The sequence below is a fragment of the Pseudomonas gingeri genome (assembly GCF_013385635.1).
Classification (GTDB): Bacteria; Pseudomonadota; Gammaproteobacteria; order Pseudomonadales; family Pseudomonadaceae; genus Aquipseudomonas; species Aquipseudomonas gingeri_A.
This window is the reverse complement of sequence record NZ_JACAPR010000007.1, coordinates 330,440-347,067: the sequence shown is the minus strand read 5'-3', so window position 1 is coordinate 347,067 and position 16,628 is coordinate 330,440. Positions and strand designations below refer to the sequence as shown.

Genomic DNA, 16,628 nt, shown 5'->3' with positions numbered 1-16,628 from the left:
CAAACATGCTCAAGCCTTACCGCATCGGTCAGATCGTACCGAGCTCGAACACCACCATGGAAACCGAGATCCCGGCGATGCTCAACGCCCGCCAGGCGATCCGCCCGGAACGCTTTACCTTTCACTCCAGCCGCATGCGCATGAAACAGGTACGCAAGGAAGAACTGGCGGCCATGGACGGCGAGTCCGATCGTTGCGCCGTCGAGCTGTCCGACGCCAAGGTCGATGTACTCGGCTACGCCTGCCTGGTGGCGATCATGGCCATGGGCCTGGGCTACCATCGTCAATCCGAAGCCCGTCTGCGCAAGGCCACCGCCGACAATGACGGCAACGCCCCGGTGATCACCAGCGCCGGTGCCTTGATCGAGGGCCTGAAAGTCATGGGCGCCAAGCGCATCGCCATTGTCGCGCCGTATATGAAGCCGCTGACCGAACTGGTGGTGAACTACATCCGCGAGGAAGGTTTCGAGGTCGTCGACTGGCGTGCCCTGGAGATCCCCGACAACCTCGAAGTGGCCCGCCACGATCCGGCCAACCTGCCGGGTATCGTCGCCGGGATGAACCTCGAAGGCGTCGACGTGATCGTGCTCTCGGCCTGCGTGCAGATGCAGTCGCTGCCGGCCGTCGCCAAGGTCGAGGCACAGACCGGCAAGCCGGTGCTGACCGCCGCCATCGCCACCACCTACGCCATGCTCAAGGCCCTGGACCTGGAGCCGATCGTGCCCGGTGCCGGCGCCCTGTTGTCCGGCGCCTACTGAGCGAGGTCCGCGAAATGAGCGAACAAAGCGCCAATGACAACTATCAGGGTGTCTGGGGCCAGCGCATCGGTTTCGGACAGAAGCCGGCGCTGCTGATGATCGATTTCATGCAGGGCTACACCACCGAAGGCGCACCGCTGTTCGCTCCGGGCGTGGTCAGTGCGGTGGCCGAAAGCGTCGCCCTGCTCGACAGTGCCAGGCGTCACGGGATTGCGGTGGTGCACACCAATATTCGCTACCATCCGGGGCACTTCGCCGACGGTGGCGTCTGGGTGCGCAAGGCGCCGGTGATGAAGGACATGGTCGAGGGCAATCCGCTCGCGGCCTTCTGCGAAGCGGTATTGCCGCTGCCGTCGGAAGTGGTGATCAGCAAGCAGTACGCCAGTGCATTTTTCGGTACCAGCCTGGCCTCGCTGTTGCACGCCCAGGGGATCGACACCGTGGTCCTGGCCGGCTGCTCCACCAGCGGCTGCATCCGTGCGACGGCGGTGGATGCCGTGCAGCACGGATTCCGGACCATCGTGGTGCGCGAATGCGTGGGCGACCGCCATCCGGCGCCCCATGAAGCGAATCTGTTCGACATCGACAGCAAGTACGGCGATGTCGTCAGCAAACAGGAAGCGATGGCGAAGTTCACGGAGCAATAAGGTTTTACGAAGAACCGCGCCATAGAGCGCGGTCTTGAAAAACTGAGAGCCCACTTTGGAATACGGCATGTTGAACACAGCCGGTCAACTGTGGGAGCCGGCTTGCCGGCGATAGCGCAGTGTCAGACGACAGCCATGTTTCTGAACGATCGCCATCGCTGGCAAGCCAGCCCCCACATTGGAAAGCCAGCGTAGCTCCCAGTCTTCTGACACTGCCTTTGGAAGTCGCTTTCACAGCACTCCGAAGTGCTGGAAATGCGGCTGTTATAAAAACCATAAGTCACCGCCAGGAGACACCCGATGCCCATTGCGAATGCAACAAGTGCGACTTCGGTCGCCGACCCGACCCAAGCGCTCTACCACAAGATCACCTGGAAACTGATCCCGTTCCTGTGCTTCTGCTATCTGGCCGCGTACCTCGACCGGATCAATATCGGTTTCGCCAAACTGCAGATGCTCGACCAGCTGCACTTCAGCGAAACCGCCTTCGGCCTGGGTGCCGGCCTGTTTTTCGTCGGCTACATCCTGTTCGAGGTACCGAGCAACCTGGTGCTGGAACGGGTCGGGGCGAAAATATGGATCGCGCGGATCATGATCACCTGGGGCCTGCTCTCGGCCTGCACCATGCTGGTCACCTCCACCACCCAGTTCTACATCCTGCGTTTCCTGCTCGGCGCCGCCGAAGCCGGTTTCCTGCCGGGCGTGCTGTTCTACCTGACCACCTGGTTCCCGACCCACAGACGGGGACGGATCATCGCCCTGTTCATGATCGGCCTGCCGCTCTCCAGTGTGATCGGCGGACCGCTGTCGGGCTGGGTGATGGGCCATTTCGACCAGGTCAGCGGCCTGCGCGGCTGGCAGTGGCTGTTCCTGATCGAGGCGGTACCCAGCGTGCTGCTCGGCATCCTGACGTTCTGGGCCCTGCCGAACCACTTCCGCCAGGCCAAATGGCTGAACGAGGACGAGAAGAACGTGCTGGAAAACGAGCTGCGCGCCGATGAAGCCAGCAGCCCCGACAGCAAGCAGCATTTCCGCGACGGTTTCTTCAACCTGAAGGTGTGGATGCTCGGCGGCATCGATTTCTCGATCCTGCTCAGCGCCTACGCCATGGGGTTCTGGATGCCGACGTTCATTCGCAACGCGGGTATCACCGATACCTTCCATATCGGCGTACTGACCGCCTTGCCGAGTGTCGCCGCGCTGCTGGGCATGCTGCTGATCGGTGCCAGCTCCGACCGCCACCGCGAGCGCCGCTGGCACATCATCGTGCCGTTCTTCATCGGTGCCGCCGCCATGGCCACCAGTACATTCTTCACCCATAACGTGGTGGCGACCGTGGCGCTGTTCGCCATCGCCTCGGCGGCGATCATCGGCGCGGTGCCGGTGTTCTTCAGCCTGCCGGCGACCTTTCTCAAGGGCACCGCGGCGGCCACCGGCTTTGCCCTGGCCTGCTCGGTGGCGAACATCGCCGGACTGGTGAGCAACTCGCTGATGGGCGTGGCGATCGACCTGACCGGCAGCAGTGCCGGCGCGCTCTGGTTCTTCGCCGGCTGCCTGATCCTGAGCAGCTTCCTGGTGATCGCACTGCCGGCCAAGCTGGTCAATCGTTAAGTAGCCACTTACCTGCCGATGGCGTTTCCAGGCGTCGGCAGGCATGCTGGGCTACCGCAAGACAACAACAACTCATTGGGGCAAATCACCATGCAACGCTTTCTCAAGGGCTGCGCGCTGGCGCTGGCCGTCAGCCTGTCGGCCGGTTCGCTGCAGGCGGCTGAAAAAGTCATTCTCGACACCGATTTCAACGTCCTCAACGACGACGGCCAGGCCTTTATCATGCTGGCGCAACTGCATGCGCAGAAGAAGATCGACCTGCTGGGGATGACCCTGGTCAGCGGCAACGCCTGGGTCGACCAGGAACAGGTCGATGCGCTGAAGGCCGTCGAGCGCATGGGCGTGGAAAAGGAGATCGGCGTCTACTCCGGCGCGGCGTATCCGCTGCTGCATGACTTCGCGACTTATCCACAGGAGAAGGCGCTGTTCGGCGCCGGCTGGCCCGGCGCGTTCAAGAACCCGCGCCCGACCTCGGCGACGCAACTGGTGGCGCCGCCCGATGGCCTGGCCACCCACACCCGGCTGCGCAGCGAAACCGCCCCGCAGTTCATTATCGACAGCGTGCGCAAGAACCCTCACGAAGTGACCCTGCTGGCCATCGGCCCGCTGACCAACCTGGCCCTGGCGATCCGCCAGGCGCCGGACATCGTGCCGCTGATCAAGCGCATCGTGTACATGGGCGGCGCCATCGAGATCCCGGGCAATACCACGCCGGCGGCGGAGTTCAACTGGTGGTTCGACCCGGAAGCAGCGCGGATCGTCCTGCGTTCGCCGATCGAACATGTGATCTTCCCCAACGATGTCTGCGAGAAGGTCATCTTCGACGCTTCGGTCTACAAGCGAGTGATCGCCGCCAAGGGCGCAGTGCCGGAACTGTACAAGAGTGTGTTCGGACCGGAGTTCGCCAAGGACCCGGGCTACCACAGCTTTACCTGGGACAGCCTGCCGGCGCTGTTCCTGACCGAGCCTGAAATCGTCACCGAATCGCGCGACATGTGGATCGATGTCGACACCCATTTCGGCCCGGACTACGGTCGCGCGTTGGGCTACAAGAAGAACCCGCCGGTGGGGACGCAGAAAGCCAAGATAGTGTTCGCGGTGGACCAGAAGAAATTCTGGAACGACTACGTGTCACTGGTGACCTTGCCGACGCCGGTGAAAAAGCCCTAGTCGACAGCCGATGATCGTTCCCACGCTCCGCGTGGGAATGTATCTCCGGACGCTCTGCGTCCGCTCTTGTGACGCAGAGTGTCAGGGCTGCATGCCCACGCGAAGCGCGGGAACAACCTTCCTCTCAGAATCGCAAACGCCAGCGCCCATTGCGACGCAGGTCGACCACCGACAAGGGTTCGATGTCGATCGCGTTGAATGAAGCCGGACTGGCCTGCAGCGCATGCAGGATCGCCGCACGGATCACAAAGGGGTGGGTCACGACGACAAAATGTCCGTCCTCGTGAAAACCGTCGAGCCAGGCTCCCACTCTCGCACACAACTGCGTCACCGACTCGCCCGCCGGCACGACCACCTCTGGCTGGCTGACCCAGGCCGCCAGTGCCTCGGGATCACTCTCCTGCAGGTCCGCCAGGGCCAGGCCCTGCCATTCGCCAAAGTCGTAATCGCCCAGTTCCGGAACAATCTCGATCTCACTACCCAGTGCCTCGGCCGTCTGCCAGGCGCGGCTCTCCGGCGCACTGAGAATCCGTACCGGCTTTTTCAGGCGGGCTGCCAGCTCGGCGGCCTTGGCCAGGCCCTTGGGTTCCACCGGCTCGTCCAGCGGAAAACGCCCCAGGCGCTGGGCCTCGGTACGGGCATGGCAGACAACACTGAGCCGGATCGGCATATGGAATTTTCTCCCGTTACGCTTCACAGAGGATTACACTCCGCGAGCACTTGTATCAATTTGTTACAAGGAAGGAAGCCGGTGGAAACCCGGCACGGTTGCGCCACTGTAATCGCATTCTAGATGCCGAGAGTCAGACCCTTCCATGCGCACTTCACATCTCAGACCGGACGCACAATCCCTGGAGACTTTTCAGATGGCCAGTACCGCAACATACGATAATCCCGGCTCCATATCGATCCCCACCATTCCCCTCGGCGAACTGCTGCCGTGGGCAATCTTCGGCGGCCTGCTGCTGATGCTGGCGATTTACTTCGTCGGCGCGGAACAGGGTGCGACCTCGTTGATCTCCGGCATGTACGTACATGAATTCGTACACGATGGCCGCCACTTGCTCGGCTTTCCCTGCCACTGATCACGAGAACACACCATGACTGGATCACTTCTGCTGCGCGGCATGCTCGTGGGCATCGTCGCCGGTTTGCTGGCGTTCGGCTTTGCCAAGGTATTTGGCGAGCCGCAGGTCGACAAGGCGATTGCCTTCGAAGAAAAAATGGACGCCATGAAGGGCGAAGCGCCTGAACCGGAACTGGTCAGCCGCGAAACCCAGAGCAGCATCGGCCTGCTGACCGGCGTGCTGGTGTACAGCGCCTCCATGGGCGGCCTGTTCGCCCTGGTATTCGCCTACGCCATGGGCCGCGTCGGTCGCATGGGCCCGCGCGGCCTGTCCGCCCTGCTGGCCCTGGCCGCCTTTGTCGCGGTGATTTTCGTGCCGGAACTCAAGTACCCGGCCAATCCGCCGTCGATCGGCGACCCGGATACCATCAAGCAGCGCACCAAGCTGTTCTTCCTGATGCTGGCGGTGTCGATCGCGGCGATGGTGATCGCGATCAACCTCGGTCGCAAGCTGATCGCCCGTCATGGTGCCTGGACGGCCGCCCTGGTGGGTGCCGCGCTGTATATCGTGATCGCCGCCGTGGCTCATTATGCATTCCCGGAAGTCAATGAAGTGCCGGCGGACTTCTCGGCCGTGGTGCTGTGGCAGTTCCGCGTCGCCGCCCTGGGTATCCAACTGGTGCTGTGGACCACCCTCGGCCTGCTGTTCGGCGGGTTGACCGAGCGCAGCCTCAAGCGCCACGGTCATTACGTGCTCGGCTGATCGGGCCTGCCCACCTGTAGGAGCGGGCTTGCCAGCGATTAGGCCCTTCGGCCTTGCGCCGCCTGTGCGGACGCCATCGCCGGCAAGCCGGCTCCTACAGTGTTTCTAAACCCGCTATTGTCAAGTTTGCACCTGCGCATCATCCTCACCTGTTCCCGCCATCAAGGTACTGATCGATGTCATTTCCCTACCTGAAAAAAGCCCTGAATACCGTTGTCCTGCTCGGCGCTTGCGTCGCCGCCGGCTCTGTCTTCGCCCACGCTCACCTGAAAAGTGAAACCCCGGCGGCGGACAGCACCGTCAGCGCCCCGAGCGAATTGCGCCTGGTGTTCAGCGAAGGTGTCGAGGCCGCACTGACCAAGGTCGAGCTAAGCAGCGGCGGCACCCCGGTCGCGGCGAGCATCGCCAGTGATCCGGCCGACAAGAAAATCCTTGTCGTGACCCCGGCCGCCCCGCTGAAGGCCGGCAACTACAAGGTCGAATGGCATGCGGTCTCGGTCGACACCCACAAGAGCGAAGGCAACTACGACTTCAAGGTGGGCAACTGAATTCATGCAAAGCGCCATGGTCCTGTGCCGTTTCCTGCATTTCGCCATGGTCCTGTCGCTGTTCGGGGCCTGCCTGTTCAGGCCCTTGCTGATCGGCCCGGCCCCCTGCGCACTCCTCGACCGGCACCTGTCGCGGGCCAAACGCTGGATGGCCGGGCTGGCCTTGCTCAGTGCGGTCGCCTGGTTGCTGCTGACTACCGCCGGCATGACCGGTGACTGGGCCGACGCGATCCACCGGCCCACCCTGCAACTGGTCCTGGGCAGCACCTTCTTCGGTAAGGTCTGGAGCTGGCACCTGGGGCTCAGCCTGCTGCTGTTGCTCGGCCTGTGCGCCAACGGCCCGCCCCGGGCCAATCTCCTGCTCGCGTTCCTGCTGCTGGCGACCCTCGCACCGGTCGGCCACGGTGCGATGCTCGACGGCCTGAGCGGCCAGTTGCTGATGCTCAACCAGTTGCTGCACCTGAGTGGTGTCGGTGCCTGGGTCGGCGGCCTGATGTTGCTCGCTCTGGTGCTGGGCAAGCCGGCGGAACATGACATCAACCGGGTACTACGCCGCTTCAGCAACCTCGGCTACCTGCTGGTCGCCACCATCATCGTCACCGGCATGATCAACGTGCGCGTGCTCACCGGTGCCGTCTGGCCGACTCCGCTGTTCAGCGGCTTTGCCCTGATCCTGCTGATCAAGGTGTTGATGGTCGTGCTGATGCTGGGGCTGGCGCTGTTCAACCTGGTGATGAGCCGCCGCGGGCATTTCAGCCTCCTGCGCCGCAGTGTGACGCTCGAATGGCTGCTGGGACTGGGCGCGATCCTCGCTGTCTCGCTGCTGGGCACATTGCCGCCGATGCTGATGAACTGAGCCGATCCAGTCATCGCCAACAAACGACACCGGCTTCTCGGGACTTTCAGACGGCCGTTGGTAAAAAACCCGCGTCAGATAGTCATCTATATGAATTGATCAGGTATATTCCTTCCAACCGCGTAACAAGATATTACAAGAAGGGGTTTCCGTTGGATCTTTCACATGCCGCGTGGCTCGCCCACGACACCCGCCTGATCGTCTGCTGCCTGCTGGCCATCGCCACCATCATCGTGCTGATCAGCCTTACCAAGCTGCCGCCCTTCCTGTCCATCCTGATCGGCACCTTCGTCGCCGGGCTCGGCGCGTCCCTGCCGCCCGAGGAAGTGGCCAAGGCATTCAGCAAAGGCGCCGGTAGCCTGCTCGGTGAAGCCGGGATCATCATTTCCCTGGGCGCCATGCTCGGCGCGCTGATGGCCGAGTCCGGAGCCGCCGACCGCATCGCCTCGACGCTGCTGCGTCATGCGCGCGGCAAGTCGCTGCCCTGGGTGATGGCGCTGGTGGCAATGGTCATCGGCCTGCCGCTGTTCTTCGAAGTCGGCCTGGTGCTGATGGTGCCGATCATCTTCGTGATCGCCCGCCAGTCCGGCCAGCCGCTACTCAAGGTGGCTATCCCTGCCCTCGCCGGCATGACCACCCTGCACGCACTGATGCCGCCCCATCCGGGGCCGCTGATCGCCGTCAGTGCCCTGCATGCCGACCTCGGCATGACCATGCTGTTGGGCTTCTGTATCGCCATTCCGGCGGTGATGCTGGCAGGCCCGGTGTATGGCATCTGGCTGTCGAAACGCCTGGATGTGCAGGAGCCGGCGGAACTCGGTGCACTGTTCACGGCTAAGGTAGAGACCCGGCGCAAACCGAGCTTTGCCATCTCCCTGCTGATCATTCTGCTGCCGGTGCTGCTGATGCTCGGCAGCACCCTGGCGAAGGTCGCCATGGCGCCGCAAAGCAACCTGGCGATTACCCTGAAGTTTCTCGGTGAGCCGCTGATCGCCCTGGGCCTCGCGGTGATCGCCGCGGTGATCTGCCTCGGCTGGTCGATCGGCATGGCCCGCGACCAGGTCGGCAGCGTGCTGCGCAAGAGCCTGGCGCCGATTGCCGTGCTGTTGCTGACCATCGGCGCCGGCGGCGGACTGAAGCAGACCCTGCTGGAAGCGGGGATCAGCGACACCATCAGCAAGGTCGCCACCGGCGCGAACATGTCCTACGTGCTGCTGGCCTGGCTGATCGCCGTGGCCTTGCGTCAGGCGACCGGCTCGGCCACCGTGGCGACCACCACCACCGCGGGCATCCTCGCCCCGCTGATGGCGGGCCTGGCAACCACCCAGAGTTCGCTGGTAGCACTGGCCATCGGCGCTGGCTCGGTGTTCTTCTGCCATGTCAACGATGCCGGTTTCTGGATGGTGCGCGAGTACTTCGGCCTGCAACTCAAGCAGACGATCTGGGTCTGGTCGGTATTGCAGACCATTGTCTCGGTGGTCGGGCTGATCGGCACGCTGCTCTTGTGGCAGTGGTTCAGATAAGCCGCCGCCGATGATTTGAACCCGACCACCTGTAGGAGACGGCTTGCCGGCGAGGGTGTCCGGACAGACGGCGCAAGACTGAAGGGCCTCTTCGGGGGCAAGTCCCCTCCCACCCAAACCAGGGTCTACAGGTTTCGCGGTGTTTTCAGGATCTCCGCTCAGTCCTGCGAATAGGCAAAGTTCTTCAACACCTCACCGTCCATGCGGTAGCGCACCCACTCACTCTGGGGTTGCGCGCCGATGGACTCGTAGAAGCGGATCGCCGATTCGTTCCAATCCAGCACGCTCCATTCCAGACGTCCGCAATCATTGGCACAGGCAATCTTCGCCAGGTGCCGCAGGAGCTTCTTGCCCGCCCCGGCACCGCGTTGTTGTGGCGAGACGTAGAGGTCTTCCAGGTACAGGCCGTTGCGCCCGAGCCAGGTGGAATAGCTGAAGAAAAACACCGCAAATCCGACCGGTTCGCCTTCACGCAGACAAATCAGGCCATGGGCCGTGGCGCCTTCGCCGAACAGGCTGCGCTCGATATCGACGACACTGGCGATCACTTCATGACGCGCCCGTTCGTAGTCCGCCAGTTCGGTGATAAAGGCCAGGATCTGCGGCGCATCGCTGGGCCGGGCTTCGCGTATTTCGAGGGACATGGGCGCTTCCACCATCAATGAAGTCGCCCATGCTATTCGGATTGTGTTGCCGCTTGAATCATTTCAATAAAAATTCGCTCGCAGCAACAGGCAGGCGAACAATGTCAGGCCCAGGATCAGCACGGCGCCCACCGCCAATCCCAGCAGATGGGCAAGCACCGCATGGCTGACGCCAACCTCCCGCTTACCCCCGTCCATGGCGCCGGCTCTCGACGCCGGGTTGCGCCAGGTACAACACCTCGTAGGCATCGCTGGCACGACTACGATCCGGCGCGGCCGACGACAGGATGATGCGCACCAACCGCCAGGTCGCGGTATCCAGCGCCAGGAACACCGCGAAGGTATCTTCCTGGCGCAGCAGTGCCCGGTTGTGCTCGATCCCGGCTGCCAGCAGCCCGGCGCGATCCGCCTCCGGATCGACCGCCAGTTCTTCGCGATACAGCGCTCGTGCCTCAAGCGCCGTGCCCAGTTGGAAATCCAATGGCAACCACGCCTCGATCCGCGGACGCCCGAACGAATCGATCACCTTCTGGAAACGCTCATCCATCAGGAACGCCCCGGCGGCGGCCGGATCCGACCACAGGTAGACCGACGAATACTGGTTGGCCGAGGCAGCGAAAACGCCTCTCTCTCGGGCGATAAAGGCCTTGAACACCAGGCCGCGGGCACCGTCCCAGAGCGGTCCGAGTTCAGTGGCACGACGACGGATCAGGCCCATGTCGTAGTTGGCGGGCAAGCGGTGTGAATACTGTTTGGCAAACATGACTGCGCTCCTTCGGAAAAAACCGGCGGTGGAAAACCTGGAGCCAGCTTGCGCAAGCGCTATGATTACAACAAGATATCTACAGATATAAGTGTGATAAGAGATAGATATGACAGACACCAGCAGGCCGCTCGATATCGACACTGTCCAGGCCTTTGTCCTGATCGCCGACTTCGCCAGCTTCACCCGCGCCGCCCAGGCGCTGGATACTTCGCAGGCGGCCATCAGCCTGAAGCTCAAGCGTCTCGAAGAGCGTCTCGGCTATCGCTTGCTGGAGCGCACGCCAAGGCATGTGCGCCTGACACTTCCCGGCGAGCAATTCATCCAGGCGGCGCGGACCCTGCTCCAGGCCCATGAACGGGCTCTCGGCGATATGAGCGCGCCGCCGGGCCGACGCTTGATCATCGGCATCAGCGATCATGTCGCCGGGCCCGACCTGCCGGTGCTGCTGAGCCGGCTGGCCCAGTACGATCCGCTGCTGATCATCGAAGTACGCATCGCTTCGTCCCGGGACCTGAGCGCATCGTTCGACCGCGGCGAACTGGACGCCGCCATCGTGCGTAGCGAGGGCGACCGCCACGACGGCGAAGTGCTGGTGGTCGAGCGCTTCGGCTGGTTCGCCGCACCGACCTGGCAACATGTGCCGGGCAGCGTGTTACGTCTGGCGACCATGGCCGCGCCCTGCGGTGTGCGACACCTGGCGGTACGGGTACTGGACGATGCGGGGATTGCCTGGACCGAAGTGTTTATCGGCGGCGGCGTCATGGCAGTGGGTGCGGCGGTCAGCGCCGGCCTCGGCGTGGCCGCGCTGGCCAAACGGGTGGCGCCGGCCGGTGCTGTCGAAGTCGGCGAGCAACTGGGACTGCCGGCGCTGCCGGTGACCGAAATCATCCTGCACGCGCGGCCTACGGATGCCCGCTCGCAGGAGACATTGCGGGCATTGAGTGCCGCGTTCCGGGGAGTGTTGGAGCGCGGCTAGATCAGCAGGAACAACGCCAGCAGCCCGGCAAAGATCGCCCACTTCTCCAGGTAGTAGCGCGTGCGGTTGGTCTTTTTCAGGGCCTTTCCGCGCTGGCGGATAATGTACAGCCTGGCAAAGGCCTTGTTGATCCCGCCGGTCTTGTCGCCGTCGCCATTGGGCGCCGCGGCAGCCGCCATGACGTTGCGGCTGAACCAGCGGTTGAAGGCTGCCGCCCAGCGATACTTCATCGGCCGCTCGATATCGCAGAACAGGATCACGCGGTCCTTGTCGGTGGTGTTTTCCGCATAGTGGATAAAAGTCTCGTCGAACATCACCGGCTCGCCGTCACGCCAGTGGTAGTTCTGGCCGTCGACGTTGATGTAGCAGCCGGCATCGTTCGGCGTTTCCAGCCCCAGGTGGTAGCGCAGGGAACCGGCGTACGGATCACGGTGGCGGACCAGCTTCGAACCCGGTGGCAACTCGGCGAACATCGCCGCCTTGACCGTGCCGATGCCGTTGAGCAGTTCGGTGGTACGCGGGCAGAGCTCCAGGGCGGAGGGATGATTGTCGCCATACCATTTCAGGTAGAAGCGTTTCCAGCCGGACTTGAAGAAGGAGTTGAAACCGACATCGTCGGGCCGCTCGGACTTCTTGATTTCGCCGGCACGCAACAGGGCCAGGGCCTCCTCGCGGATTTCCTGCCAGTTGTCCTGCAGCGGCTTGAGTTCGGGGAAGTCCGTCGTTTGCAGGTAGGGACGGCTGGGGATCTTCGAAAACAGGTAGAGGAAGCAGTTGATCGGTGCCAGGAAGCTGGAGTGGTCGCTCAGTTGGCGGCCCAGCTTGTGCCGGACTTGACCGCGCAGGTGCACATACGCGATGGACAGTACGTAAACAGCAATGATGATGAGTTTCACGGGCGTCGTCACAGAAGTCGGAGAACACGCTAACTTCTCGCGACAGCCAGCCCTGGAGCAGAGCCTCCGGAAGCCGGATGTCGAGAAAAATAGCCAACGTGCTAGGGTAGAACAGCCGCCGCCGTGGTTTCCAGCATTTCCTACTTAAGCCGAAGACAAAAACGCAATCTATTACAGGTTTTTCCTACATTTTTACCCCTTCGGCCGAGCGAGCAAGGCATCCACCTCGTCAGTGCCCGGCGAGGTTGCCGGCCCCCAGCGCGTCACCGCCAGGGCCGCCGCCGCATTGGCGCGAAGGGCTGCCTCGGCAGCATCGAGCCCGGCCGCCAGCCCGGCCAGGAACACGCCGGAATGAGCGTCACCGGCACCATTGGTATCCACTGCCCGCACCTTGAAACCGGGGATATGCCGGCGCTCCCCGCCCCGGCTGATCCAGCAACCGCCAGGGCCATCGCGCACCAGCAACAGGGCGCCGTCGGACAAGCGCTGTGCCAGGCTGTCCAGCGAACCGGCAATATCCTCGGCACCGGTAAAGCGCAGGGATTCGACGCTGTTGCTGGTCCAGATATCGATACGCGGCAGCAGGGCCGCCATGGGCGCCGAGTCCGGGGCGTTGACCAGCGGCCCCGGATCGAACACCACCGTCACTGCCCTCGGCAAGGCCAGCACCCAGTCCAGCAGCGCCTGCACCTTGTCCGGGTATTGCAGGCTGTAGCCGCTGACATAGACATAGTCGTCGACCTGCACCGCAACCCGCGCCAATTCGGCGGACGAGAGCCCGCCTTCGGCGCCGATATGGGAAATGAAGGTACGCTCGGCACTGGCTTCAGTCAGGGACACGCAGAGCCCGGTGTCCTTTTCCTGGTCACGGTCGAGGGCGATCTCCACCCCTTCCGCCACCATCGCCTGGCGGGCCAGTTCGCCGAAGCGACCGTTGCCGTGACGACCGAGATAGACCACCGCCAAACCGTTGCGCCGGGCAGCGGCCATCACATTAAAACCGGCACCGGCCTCGAAGCTGGCGGTATTGGCCAGCGCGTCGCCGCCGCTGACCGGCAGTTGGTCGAGGGAAATGACCAGGTCAACCATGACCTGGCCGGTATGCAGCAATCTAGCCATTGGCATTCTCTACAAAGGCCGCACGACGATCCGCCGCGCCGCCGAGCAGGCCGTAGATACCGCCTGCAACGAGGAAGGTAACGATCCAGCCCAGGCCGTTGTGACCCAGCCAGGAATCGGAGAGGAAACCACGGAACCAGATGTTCTCGGCCGTGGTACCGATGGTGGTGAAGCTGAAGCCCAGCACGATGGCCACGGCCCAGGCGCCGAACGCGCGCCATTCCACGCCGCCGCGATACCAGTAGGCGCTGGTCGGGCTGACGTCCAGCAGGTCCTTGGCGCTGTAGACATGGCGATGCAGCAGGTCGACCACGAAGATCCCGACCCAGGCGGTGATCGGCACGGCCAGCAGCGAAATGAAGGTGATGAACGGACCGTAGAAGCTGTCGGCGATCAGCATGAAGTAGATGGAGCCGGCGAAGATCGCCACGATATCGACGATCACCGCGTGCACACGCTTGACCTTCAAGCCGAGGGTCAGGGTGGTCAGCCCGGCCGAGTACACCGACAGGTTGTTCGACAGCAGCAGGCCACCGAAGGCGGTGATCAGGTAGGGCACGGCCATCCAGGTCGGCAGCATGTCGCGGATCGCGATGATCGGGTCGGTGGCTTGTGCCAGGTCATGGTTGCCCACCGACAACAGGCCGCCGAGGGTGATCAGCAGCACCAGCGGAATCCCGGCACCAAAGGCCGCCGAAGCCACCAGGCGCGCCGCCTTGACGCTCTTGTGCTGGTAGCGCGACATGTCCGCCCCGGCGTTGGCCCAGCCGATGCCGGTGCCCGCCGCCATGGTGCCGATGCCGATGATCATCGCGCTCATGGGGGCCGGGGTGGCGTTGAACACCGCGCTCCAGTCGATGGTGGCGCAGAGGAAACCGCCGACGATGATATTCAGGCCGCCGAAGACGTAGGTCGCCCACTTCTGGATGACCAGCAAGGTGGCATGACCGAGGCCGGACACCGACAGGGTCAGCAGCACGAAGATGGCGATGAACAGCAGGGTCAGGGCCGGCGCACTCTTGGCTTCGACCGGCGAGTTGAACAGGATCGAACACAGCGACAGCAGCACGAAGGCCGCGGTGGTGGTGTTGACCGTTTCCCAGCCCAGGCGCGACATCAGCGAAACGATGGTCGGGCCGATATTGCCGCGCACCCCGAAGATCGCCCGCGACAGCGTCAGGCTCGGCGCCCGGCCGCGTCGACCGGCGATGGAGATGACCCCCACCACGGCGAAGGAACCCGCCGCACCGATGATCGCGACAATGATCGCCTGCCAGATAGCCAGGCCACGGAAGGCCACCAGGGTCGCCCCCAGTGGCAGGCCGAGAATACTGATATTGGCGGCGAACCAGACCCAGAACAGTTGCAGGGGATGGCCGTTGCACTCCGCTTCGGGGGCCGGTTCGATACCGCGGGTTTCCAGTTGCCCGGCACTTTGCCCGGCGTTTGATGAGGTCATGGTGTTCAGCTCCTGATGCCATTGTTGTGGTTGTGGGCAGTGCGGAAGGCGTGGTGAAACCCGGGCCACTCCGGCCCCCTTCTTCTGCAGTCCGTTGCGTGTTGTTATTTCAGGCGGTGCGCAGGGCAATCAGCCCTTGAACCAGTGGAACCAGTTCCAGCCTGTTGACTTCGATGATCTGTGCGATCAGTTCGGGCGGCCAGCATTCCAGGCCGTCGCAGGCACCGAGCATGGCGCCGAGAATCCCGGCGATGGTGTCGGTGTCGCCGCCGATGCTGGCGGCCAGGCAGGTCGCGTCGAAAGCGCTCAGCCGGCCCAGGGCCACGCGCTGGGCCAGGGCAAAGGCGACCACCACCGATTCCTGGCTGGCCACGGAAGTACCGATCACGTCATAAAGCAGATCGCCGAGATCGGCATCGGCGCAGTCGGCGCTCAGTTGCCGGGCCCAGCGGATGCGCGGACCTATACGGCCACCGGCAACCCAGTGACCATGCTGTTCAGCGGCAAAGGCGATCTCGGTGCCGACCTCCAGCGCCTGCGCCAGGCCCTTGCCATTGATCCCGCTGGAGATCACCGCGGCCACGGCGGCGGCACTGGCGATGCCCAGGGTGGTGTTATGGGTGACCTGGCAGGCCTGGACCACGGCCTTGAGAAAGCGCCCGGGCTCGACGATATCGGCGGCAATGCCAACCGGCGTGATACGCATCGCCGCGCCGTTGGTGGTGCCGTAGCGCCCGGCCTCTTCAGGGCTGTGGCCGGCGAGGATCATCTCGATCGCGCGTTTGGTCGACGGCCCCAGCAGGTCCTGGGAACCCTTGGCCTGCATCACCGCCTCCCAGGCAATCAGGCGCTCGGCGAGCACGGCCGGCTCGATATGGCCCTGGCCGTCGATCAGCAACTGGCCGACCAGGATCGCCTGTTCGGTGTCGTCGGTGATGGAACCGGCGGGCATGTTCGGCGCAATCGGCTGGTCCGGGCCGGCATCCACCAGGGTGCGAATGCTGCCGAAGCGCGCCTGGATCTGGCTACGACTCAATGACTGGGTCGGCATGCCGAGGGCATCGCCCAGGGCCAGGCCATAGAATGCGCCAAGGGCGCGGTGCGTCGGGGTCATGTCGGGTTTCCAAAAGCCAGGTGCAGGCGGAAATGCAAGGGATCGAGCAGGCTTTCGACCTGTTCCATGAAGCGTCCCTGTTTGTCATAGGTGGTGCGCAGGGCCTTGAGGAACACGGTGCCGACGGGACGGCCAAGCAGTTCGGCGTCCTGTTCGCCCAGGGGTTCGGCGCCGATCCACTGGTCGCCGCGTTCGCCGACAAAGCCGTGGGCGGCCAGGGTGATGGTCAGGGAGTTATCGATCAGGCCGGTTTCCGGCAGGTTTTCCAGGCCGTCGCTGGCCGGCATCAGGGAATGTTCGAGGGAAACCACGACGCCTTCGGTATTGCGCCGACGCCGGTCGAGGGCGATGAACCGGTCAGTGCCGTAGCGACTGAACAGGTCCGGGCGCTGCACGGCCTCGAAGCGCAGCACTTCGGTGTTGATCAGCGCACCGGTGTCGGCCAGGGCCTGGGCCCAGCCCGCGCGCTGGTCGAGCGCGATGCCGTCATAGGTGACGATGGAGCCGACGCCGCTCTGGGTCGCAATGTAGTTGCGCCGCTTGAGCTCGGCCAGGGCCTCGCGCAGCGTGCCACGGCTCACCGAGAACTCTTCGGCCAACTGATGCTCGCCCGGCAACAGAAAGCCGTCTTCGAGAAGACCGCTTTCGATGCGTCGGATCAGCTCGTCGACCACCCGTTTTTTCTTGTCAAATCGAACATGTCTAATCATGT

The 16,628-nt window shown here is 63.6% G+C and carries 19 protein-coding genes; 10 read left to right on the top strand and 9 right to left on the bottom strand.

What is annotated here, in order from left to right; genetic code table 11:
* Positions 1-5 precede the first annotated feature (5 nt).
* The 4 genes from HX851_RS35265 (at position 6) to HX851_RS35250 (ending at position 4,186) form a co-directional block, all read left to right on the top strand.
* Complete coding sequence (locus HX851_RS35265; RefSeq protein ID WP_017126435.1) at positions 6-758, top strand: maleate cis-trans isomerase family protein; 753 nt, start codon at positions 6-8, stop codon at positions 756-758.
* Between the two features lie 14 nt (positions 759-772).
* Positions 773-1,405, top strand: coding sequence for an N-carbamoylsarcosine amidohydrolase (locus HX851_RS35260; RefSeq protein ID WP_177057495.1), 633 nt, complete (start codon positions 773-775; stop codon positions 1,403-1,405).
* 300 nt (positions 1,406-1,705) lie between these two features.
* Positions 1,706-3,016: an MFS transporter gene (locus HX851_RS35255; protein WP_177057496.1), complete on the top strand. Its 1,311-nt coding sequence runs from the start codon at positions 1,706-1,708 to the stop codon at positions 3,014-3,016.
* A 90-nt stretch (positions 3,017-3,106) separates the two neighbouring features.
* Positions 3,107-4,186, top strand: a complete 1,080-nt coding sequence (locus HX851_RS35250; protein WP_177057497.1) for a nucleoside hydrolase — start codon at positions 3,107-3,109, stop codon at positions 4,184-4,186.
* A gap of 124 nt (positions 4,187-4,310) precedes the next feature.
* Here the strand turns inward: HX851_RS35250 and HX851_RS35245 are convergent, their stop codons facing one another.
* The gene (locus tag HX851_RS35245) at positions 4,311-4,856 is read right to left on the bottom strand and encodes a histidine phosphatase family protein (protein ID WP_177057498.1); all 546 of its coding nucleotides are present in this window, start codon (positions 4,854-4,856) and stop codon (positions 4,311-4,313) included.
* A 196-nt stretch (positions 4,857-5,052) separates the two neighbouring features.
* On the opposite strand from HX851_RS35245, the gene HX851_RS35240 reads away from it, so the two are divergent.
* The 5 genes from HX851_RS35240 to HX851_RS35220 all read left to right on the top strand — a co-directional run bounded on the left by HX851_RS35240 (position 5,053) and on the right by HX851_RS35220 (position 8,942).
* Positions 5,053-5,271 (top strand): CbtB domain-containing protein, encoded by a 219-nt coding sequence (locus HX851_RS35240; RefSeq protein ID WP_177057499.1) that lies wholly within the window; start codon positions 5,053-5,055, stop codon positions 5,269-5,271.
* A 15-nt stretch (positions 5,272-5,286) separates the two neighbouring features.
* Positions 5,287-6,015, top strand: coding sequence for a CbtA family protein (locus HX851_RS35235; RefSeq protein WP_177057500.1), 729 nt, complete (start codon positions 5,287-5,289; stop codon positions 6,013-6,015).
* A 176-nt stretch (positions 6,016-6,191) separates the two neighbouring features.
* Entirely contained in the window at positions 6,192-6,563 is a 372-nt protein-coding gene (gene copC / locus HX851_RS35230) for a copper homeostasis periplasmic binding protein CopC (protein ID WP_177057501.1), read from the top strand.
* A gap of 4 nt (positions 6,564-6,567) precedes the next feature.
* Positions 6,568-7,419 (top strand): copper homeostasis membrane protein CopD, encoded by an 852-nt coding sequence (copD, locus tag HX851_RS35225; protein WP_177057502.1) that lies wholly within the window; start codon positions 6,568-6,570, stop codon positions 7,417-7,419.
* Positions 7,420-7,571: 152 nt separating this feature from the next.
* Entirely contained in the window at positions 7,572-8,942 is a 1,371-nt protein-coding gene (locus HX851_RS35220) for a GntT/GntP/DsdX family permease (protein ID WP_177057503.1), read from the top strand.
* A gap of 158 nt (positions 8,943-9,100) precedes the next feature.
* Here the strand turns inward: HX851_RS35220 and HX851_RS35215 are convergent, their stop codons facing one another.
* The 3 genes from HX851_RS35215 to HX851_RS35205 form a co-directional block, all read right to left on the bottom strand.
* Positions 9,101-9,586: a GNAT family N-acetyltransferase gene (locus HX851_RS35215; protein ID WP_177057504.1), complete on the bottom strand. Its 486-nt coding sequence runs from the start codon at positions 9,584-9,586 to the stop codon at positions 9,101-9,103.
* 63 nt (positions 9,587-9,649) lie between these two features.
* Positions 9,650-9,784, bottom strand: a complete 135-nt coding sequence (locus HX851_RS35210; RefSeq protein WP_256262385.1) for a hypothetical protein — start codon at positions 9,782-9,784, stop codon at positions 9,650-9,652.
* On the bottom strand, positions 9,771-10,349 hold the full coding sequence (locus HX851_RS35205; protein ID WP_177064274.1) for a DUF4865 family protein: 579 nt from the start codon (positions 10,347-10,349) through the stop codon (positions 9,771-9,773). The genes HX851_RS35210 and HX851_RS35205 overlap by 14 nt, the downstream gene beginning before the upstream one ends.
* A 109-nt stretch (positions 10,350-10,458) precedes the next feature.
* On the opposite strand from HX851_RS35205, the gene HX851_RS35200 reads away from it, so the two are divergent.
* The gene (locus tag HX851_RS35200) at positions 10,459-11,328 is read left to right on the top strand and encodes a LysR family transcriptional regulator (protein WP_177057506.1); all 870 of its coding nucleotides are present in this window, start codon (positions 10,459-10,461) and stop codon (positions 11,326-11,328) included.
* On the opposite strand, the gene lpxO is transcribed toward HX851_RS35200, so the two are convergent.
* From lpxO to HX851_RS35175, 5 genes are all read right to left on the bottom strand, one after another.
* A complete protein-coding gene (lpxO, locus tag HX851_RS35195; protein ID WP_177064273.1) occupies positions 11,325-12,224 on the bottom strand; it encodes a lipid A hydroxylase LpxO in 900 nt (299 codons plus the stop codon). The two genes, HX851_RS35200 and lpxO, sit on opposite strands and share 4 nt — an antisense overlap.
* A 192-nt stretch (positions 12,225-12,416) precedes the next feature.
* Positions 12,417-13,343 (bottom strand): PfkB family carbohydrate kinase, encoded by a 927-nt coding sequence (locus tag HX851_RS35190; RefSeq protein ID WP_177057508.1) that lies wholly within the window; start codon positions 13,341-13,343, stop codon positions 12,417-12,419.
* A complete protein-coding gene (locus HX851_RS35185; RefSeq protein WP_177057509.1) occupies positions 13,336-14,802 on the bottom strand; it encodes a purine-cytosine permease family protein in 1,467 nt (488 codons plus the stop codon). The genes HX851_RS35190 and HX851_RS35185 overlap by 8 nt, the downstream gene beginning before the upstream one ends.
* A 109-nt stretch (positions 14,803-14,911) precedes the next feature.
* Positions 14,912-15,916 (bottom strand): ADP-ribosylglycohydrolase family protein, encoded by a 1,005-nt coding sequence (locus tag HX851_RS35180; protein ID WP_177057510.1) that lies wholly within the window; start codon positions 15,914-15,916, stop codon positions 14,912-14,914.
* Positions 15,913-16,626, bottom strand: a complete 714-nt coding sequence (locus tag HX851_RS35175; RefSeq protein ID WP_177057511.1) for a GntR family transcriptional regulator — start codon at positions 16,624-16,626, stop codon at positions 15,913-15,915. Before HX851_RS35175 ends, HX851_RS35180 begins: the two co-directional genes overlap by 4 nt.
* Positions 16,627-16,628 lie beyond the last annotated feature (2 nt).

Coding starts and splice junctions, on each gene's coding strand:
- HX851_RS35265 (WP_017126435.1), top strand. CDS start 6: ATGCTCAAGCCTTACCGCATCGGTCAGATCGTACCGAGCTCGAACACC.
- HX851_RS35260 (WP_177057495.1), top strand. CDS start 773: ATGAGCGAACAAAGCGCCAATGACAACTATCAGGGTGTCTGGGGCCAG.
- HX851_RS35255 (WP_177057496.1), top strand. CDS start 1,706: ATGCCCATTGCGAATGCAACAAGTGCGACTTCGGTCGCCGACCCGACC.
- HX851_RS35250 (WP_177057497.1), top strand. CDS start 3,107: ATGCAACGCTTTCTCAAGGGCTGCGCGCTGGCGCTGGCCGTCAGCCTG.
- HX851_RS35245 (WP_177057498.1), bottom strand. CDS start 4,856: ATGCCGATCCGGCTCAGTGTTGTCTGCCATGCCCGTACCGAGGCCCAG.
- HX851_RS35240 (WP_177057499.1), top strand. CDS start 5,053: ATGGCCAGTACCGCAACATACGATAATCCCGGCTCCATATCGATCCCC.
- HX851_RS35235 (WP_177057500.1), top strand. CDS start 5,287: ATGACTGGATCACTTCTGCTGCGCGGCATGCTCGTGGGCATCGTCGCC.
- copC (WP_177057501.1), top strand. CDS start 6,192: ATGTCATTTCCCTACCTGAAAAAAGCCCTGAATACCGTTGTCCTGCTC.
- copD (WP_177057502.1), top strand. CDS start 6,568: ATGCAAAGCGCCATGGTCCTGTGCCGTTTCCTGCATTTCGCCATGGTC.
- HX851_RS35215 (WP_177057504.1), bottom strand. CDS start 9,586: ATGTCCCTCGAAATACGCGAAGCCCGGCCCAGCGATGCGCCGCAGATC.
- HX851_RS35210 (WP_256262385.1), bottom strand. CDS start 9,784: ATGGACGGGGGTAAGCGGGAGGTTGGCGTCAGCCATGCGGTGCTTGCC.
- HX851_RS35205 (WP_177064274.1), bottom strand. CDS start 10,349: ATGTTTGCCAAACAGTATTCACACCGCTTGCCCGCCAACTACGACATG.
- HX851_RS35200 (WP_177057506.1), top strand. CDS start 10,459: ATGACAGACACCAGCAGGCCGCTCGATATCGACACTGTCCAGGCCTTT.
- HX851_RS35190 (WP_177057508.1), bottom strand. CDS start 13,343: ATGGCTAGATTGCTGCATACCGGCCAGGTCATGGTTGACCTGGTCATT.
- HX851_RS35185 (WP_177057509.1), bottom strand. CDS start 14,802: ATGACCTCATCAAACGCCGGGCAAAGTGCCGGGCAACTGGAAACCCGC.
- HX851_RS35180 (WP_177057510.1), bottom strand. CDS start 15,916: ATGACCCCGACGCACCGCGCCCTTGGCGCATTCTATGGCCTGGCCCTG.
- HX851_RS35175 (WP_177057511.1), bottom strand. CDS start 16,626: ATGATTAGACATGTTCGATTTGACAAGAAAAAACGGGTGGTCGACGAG.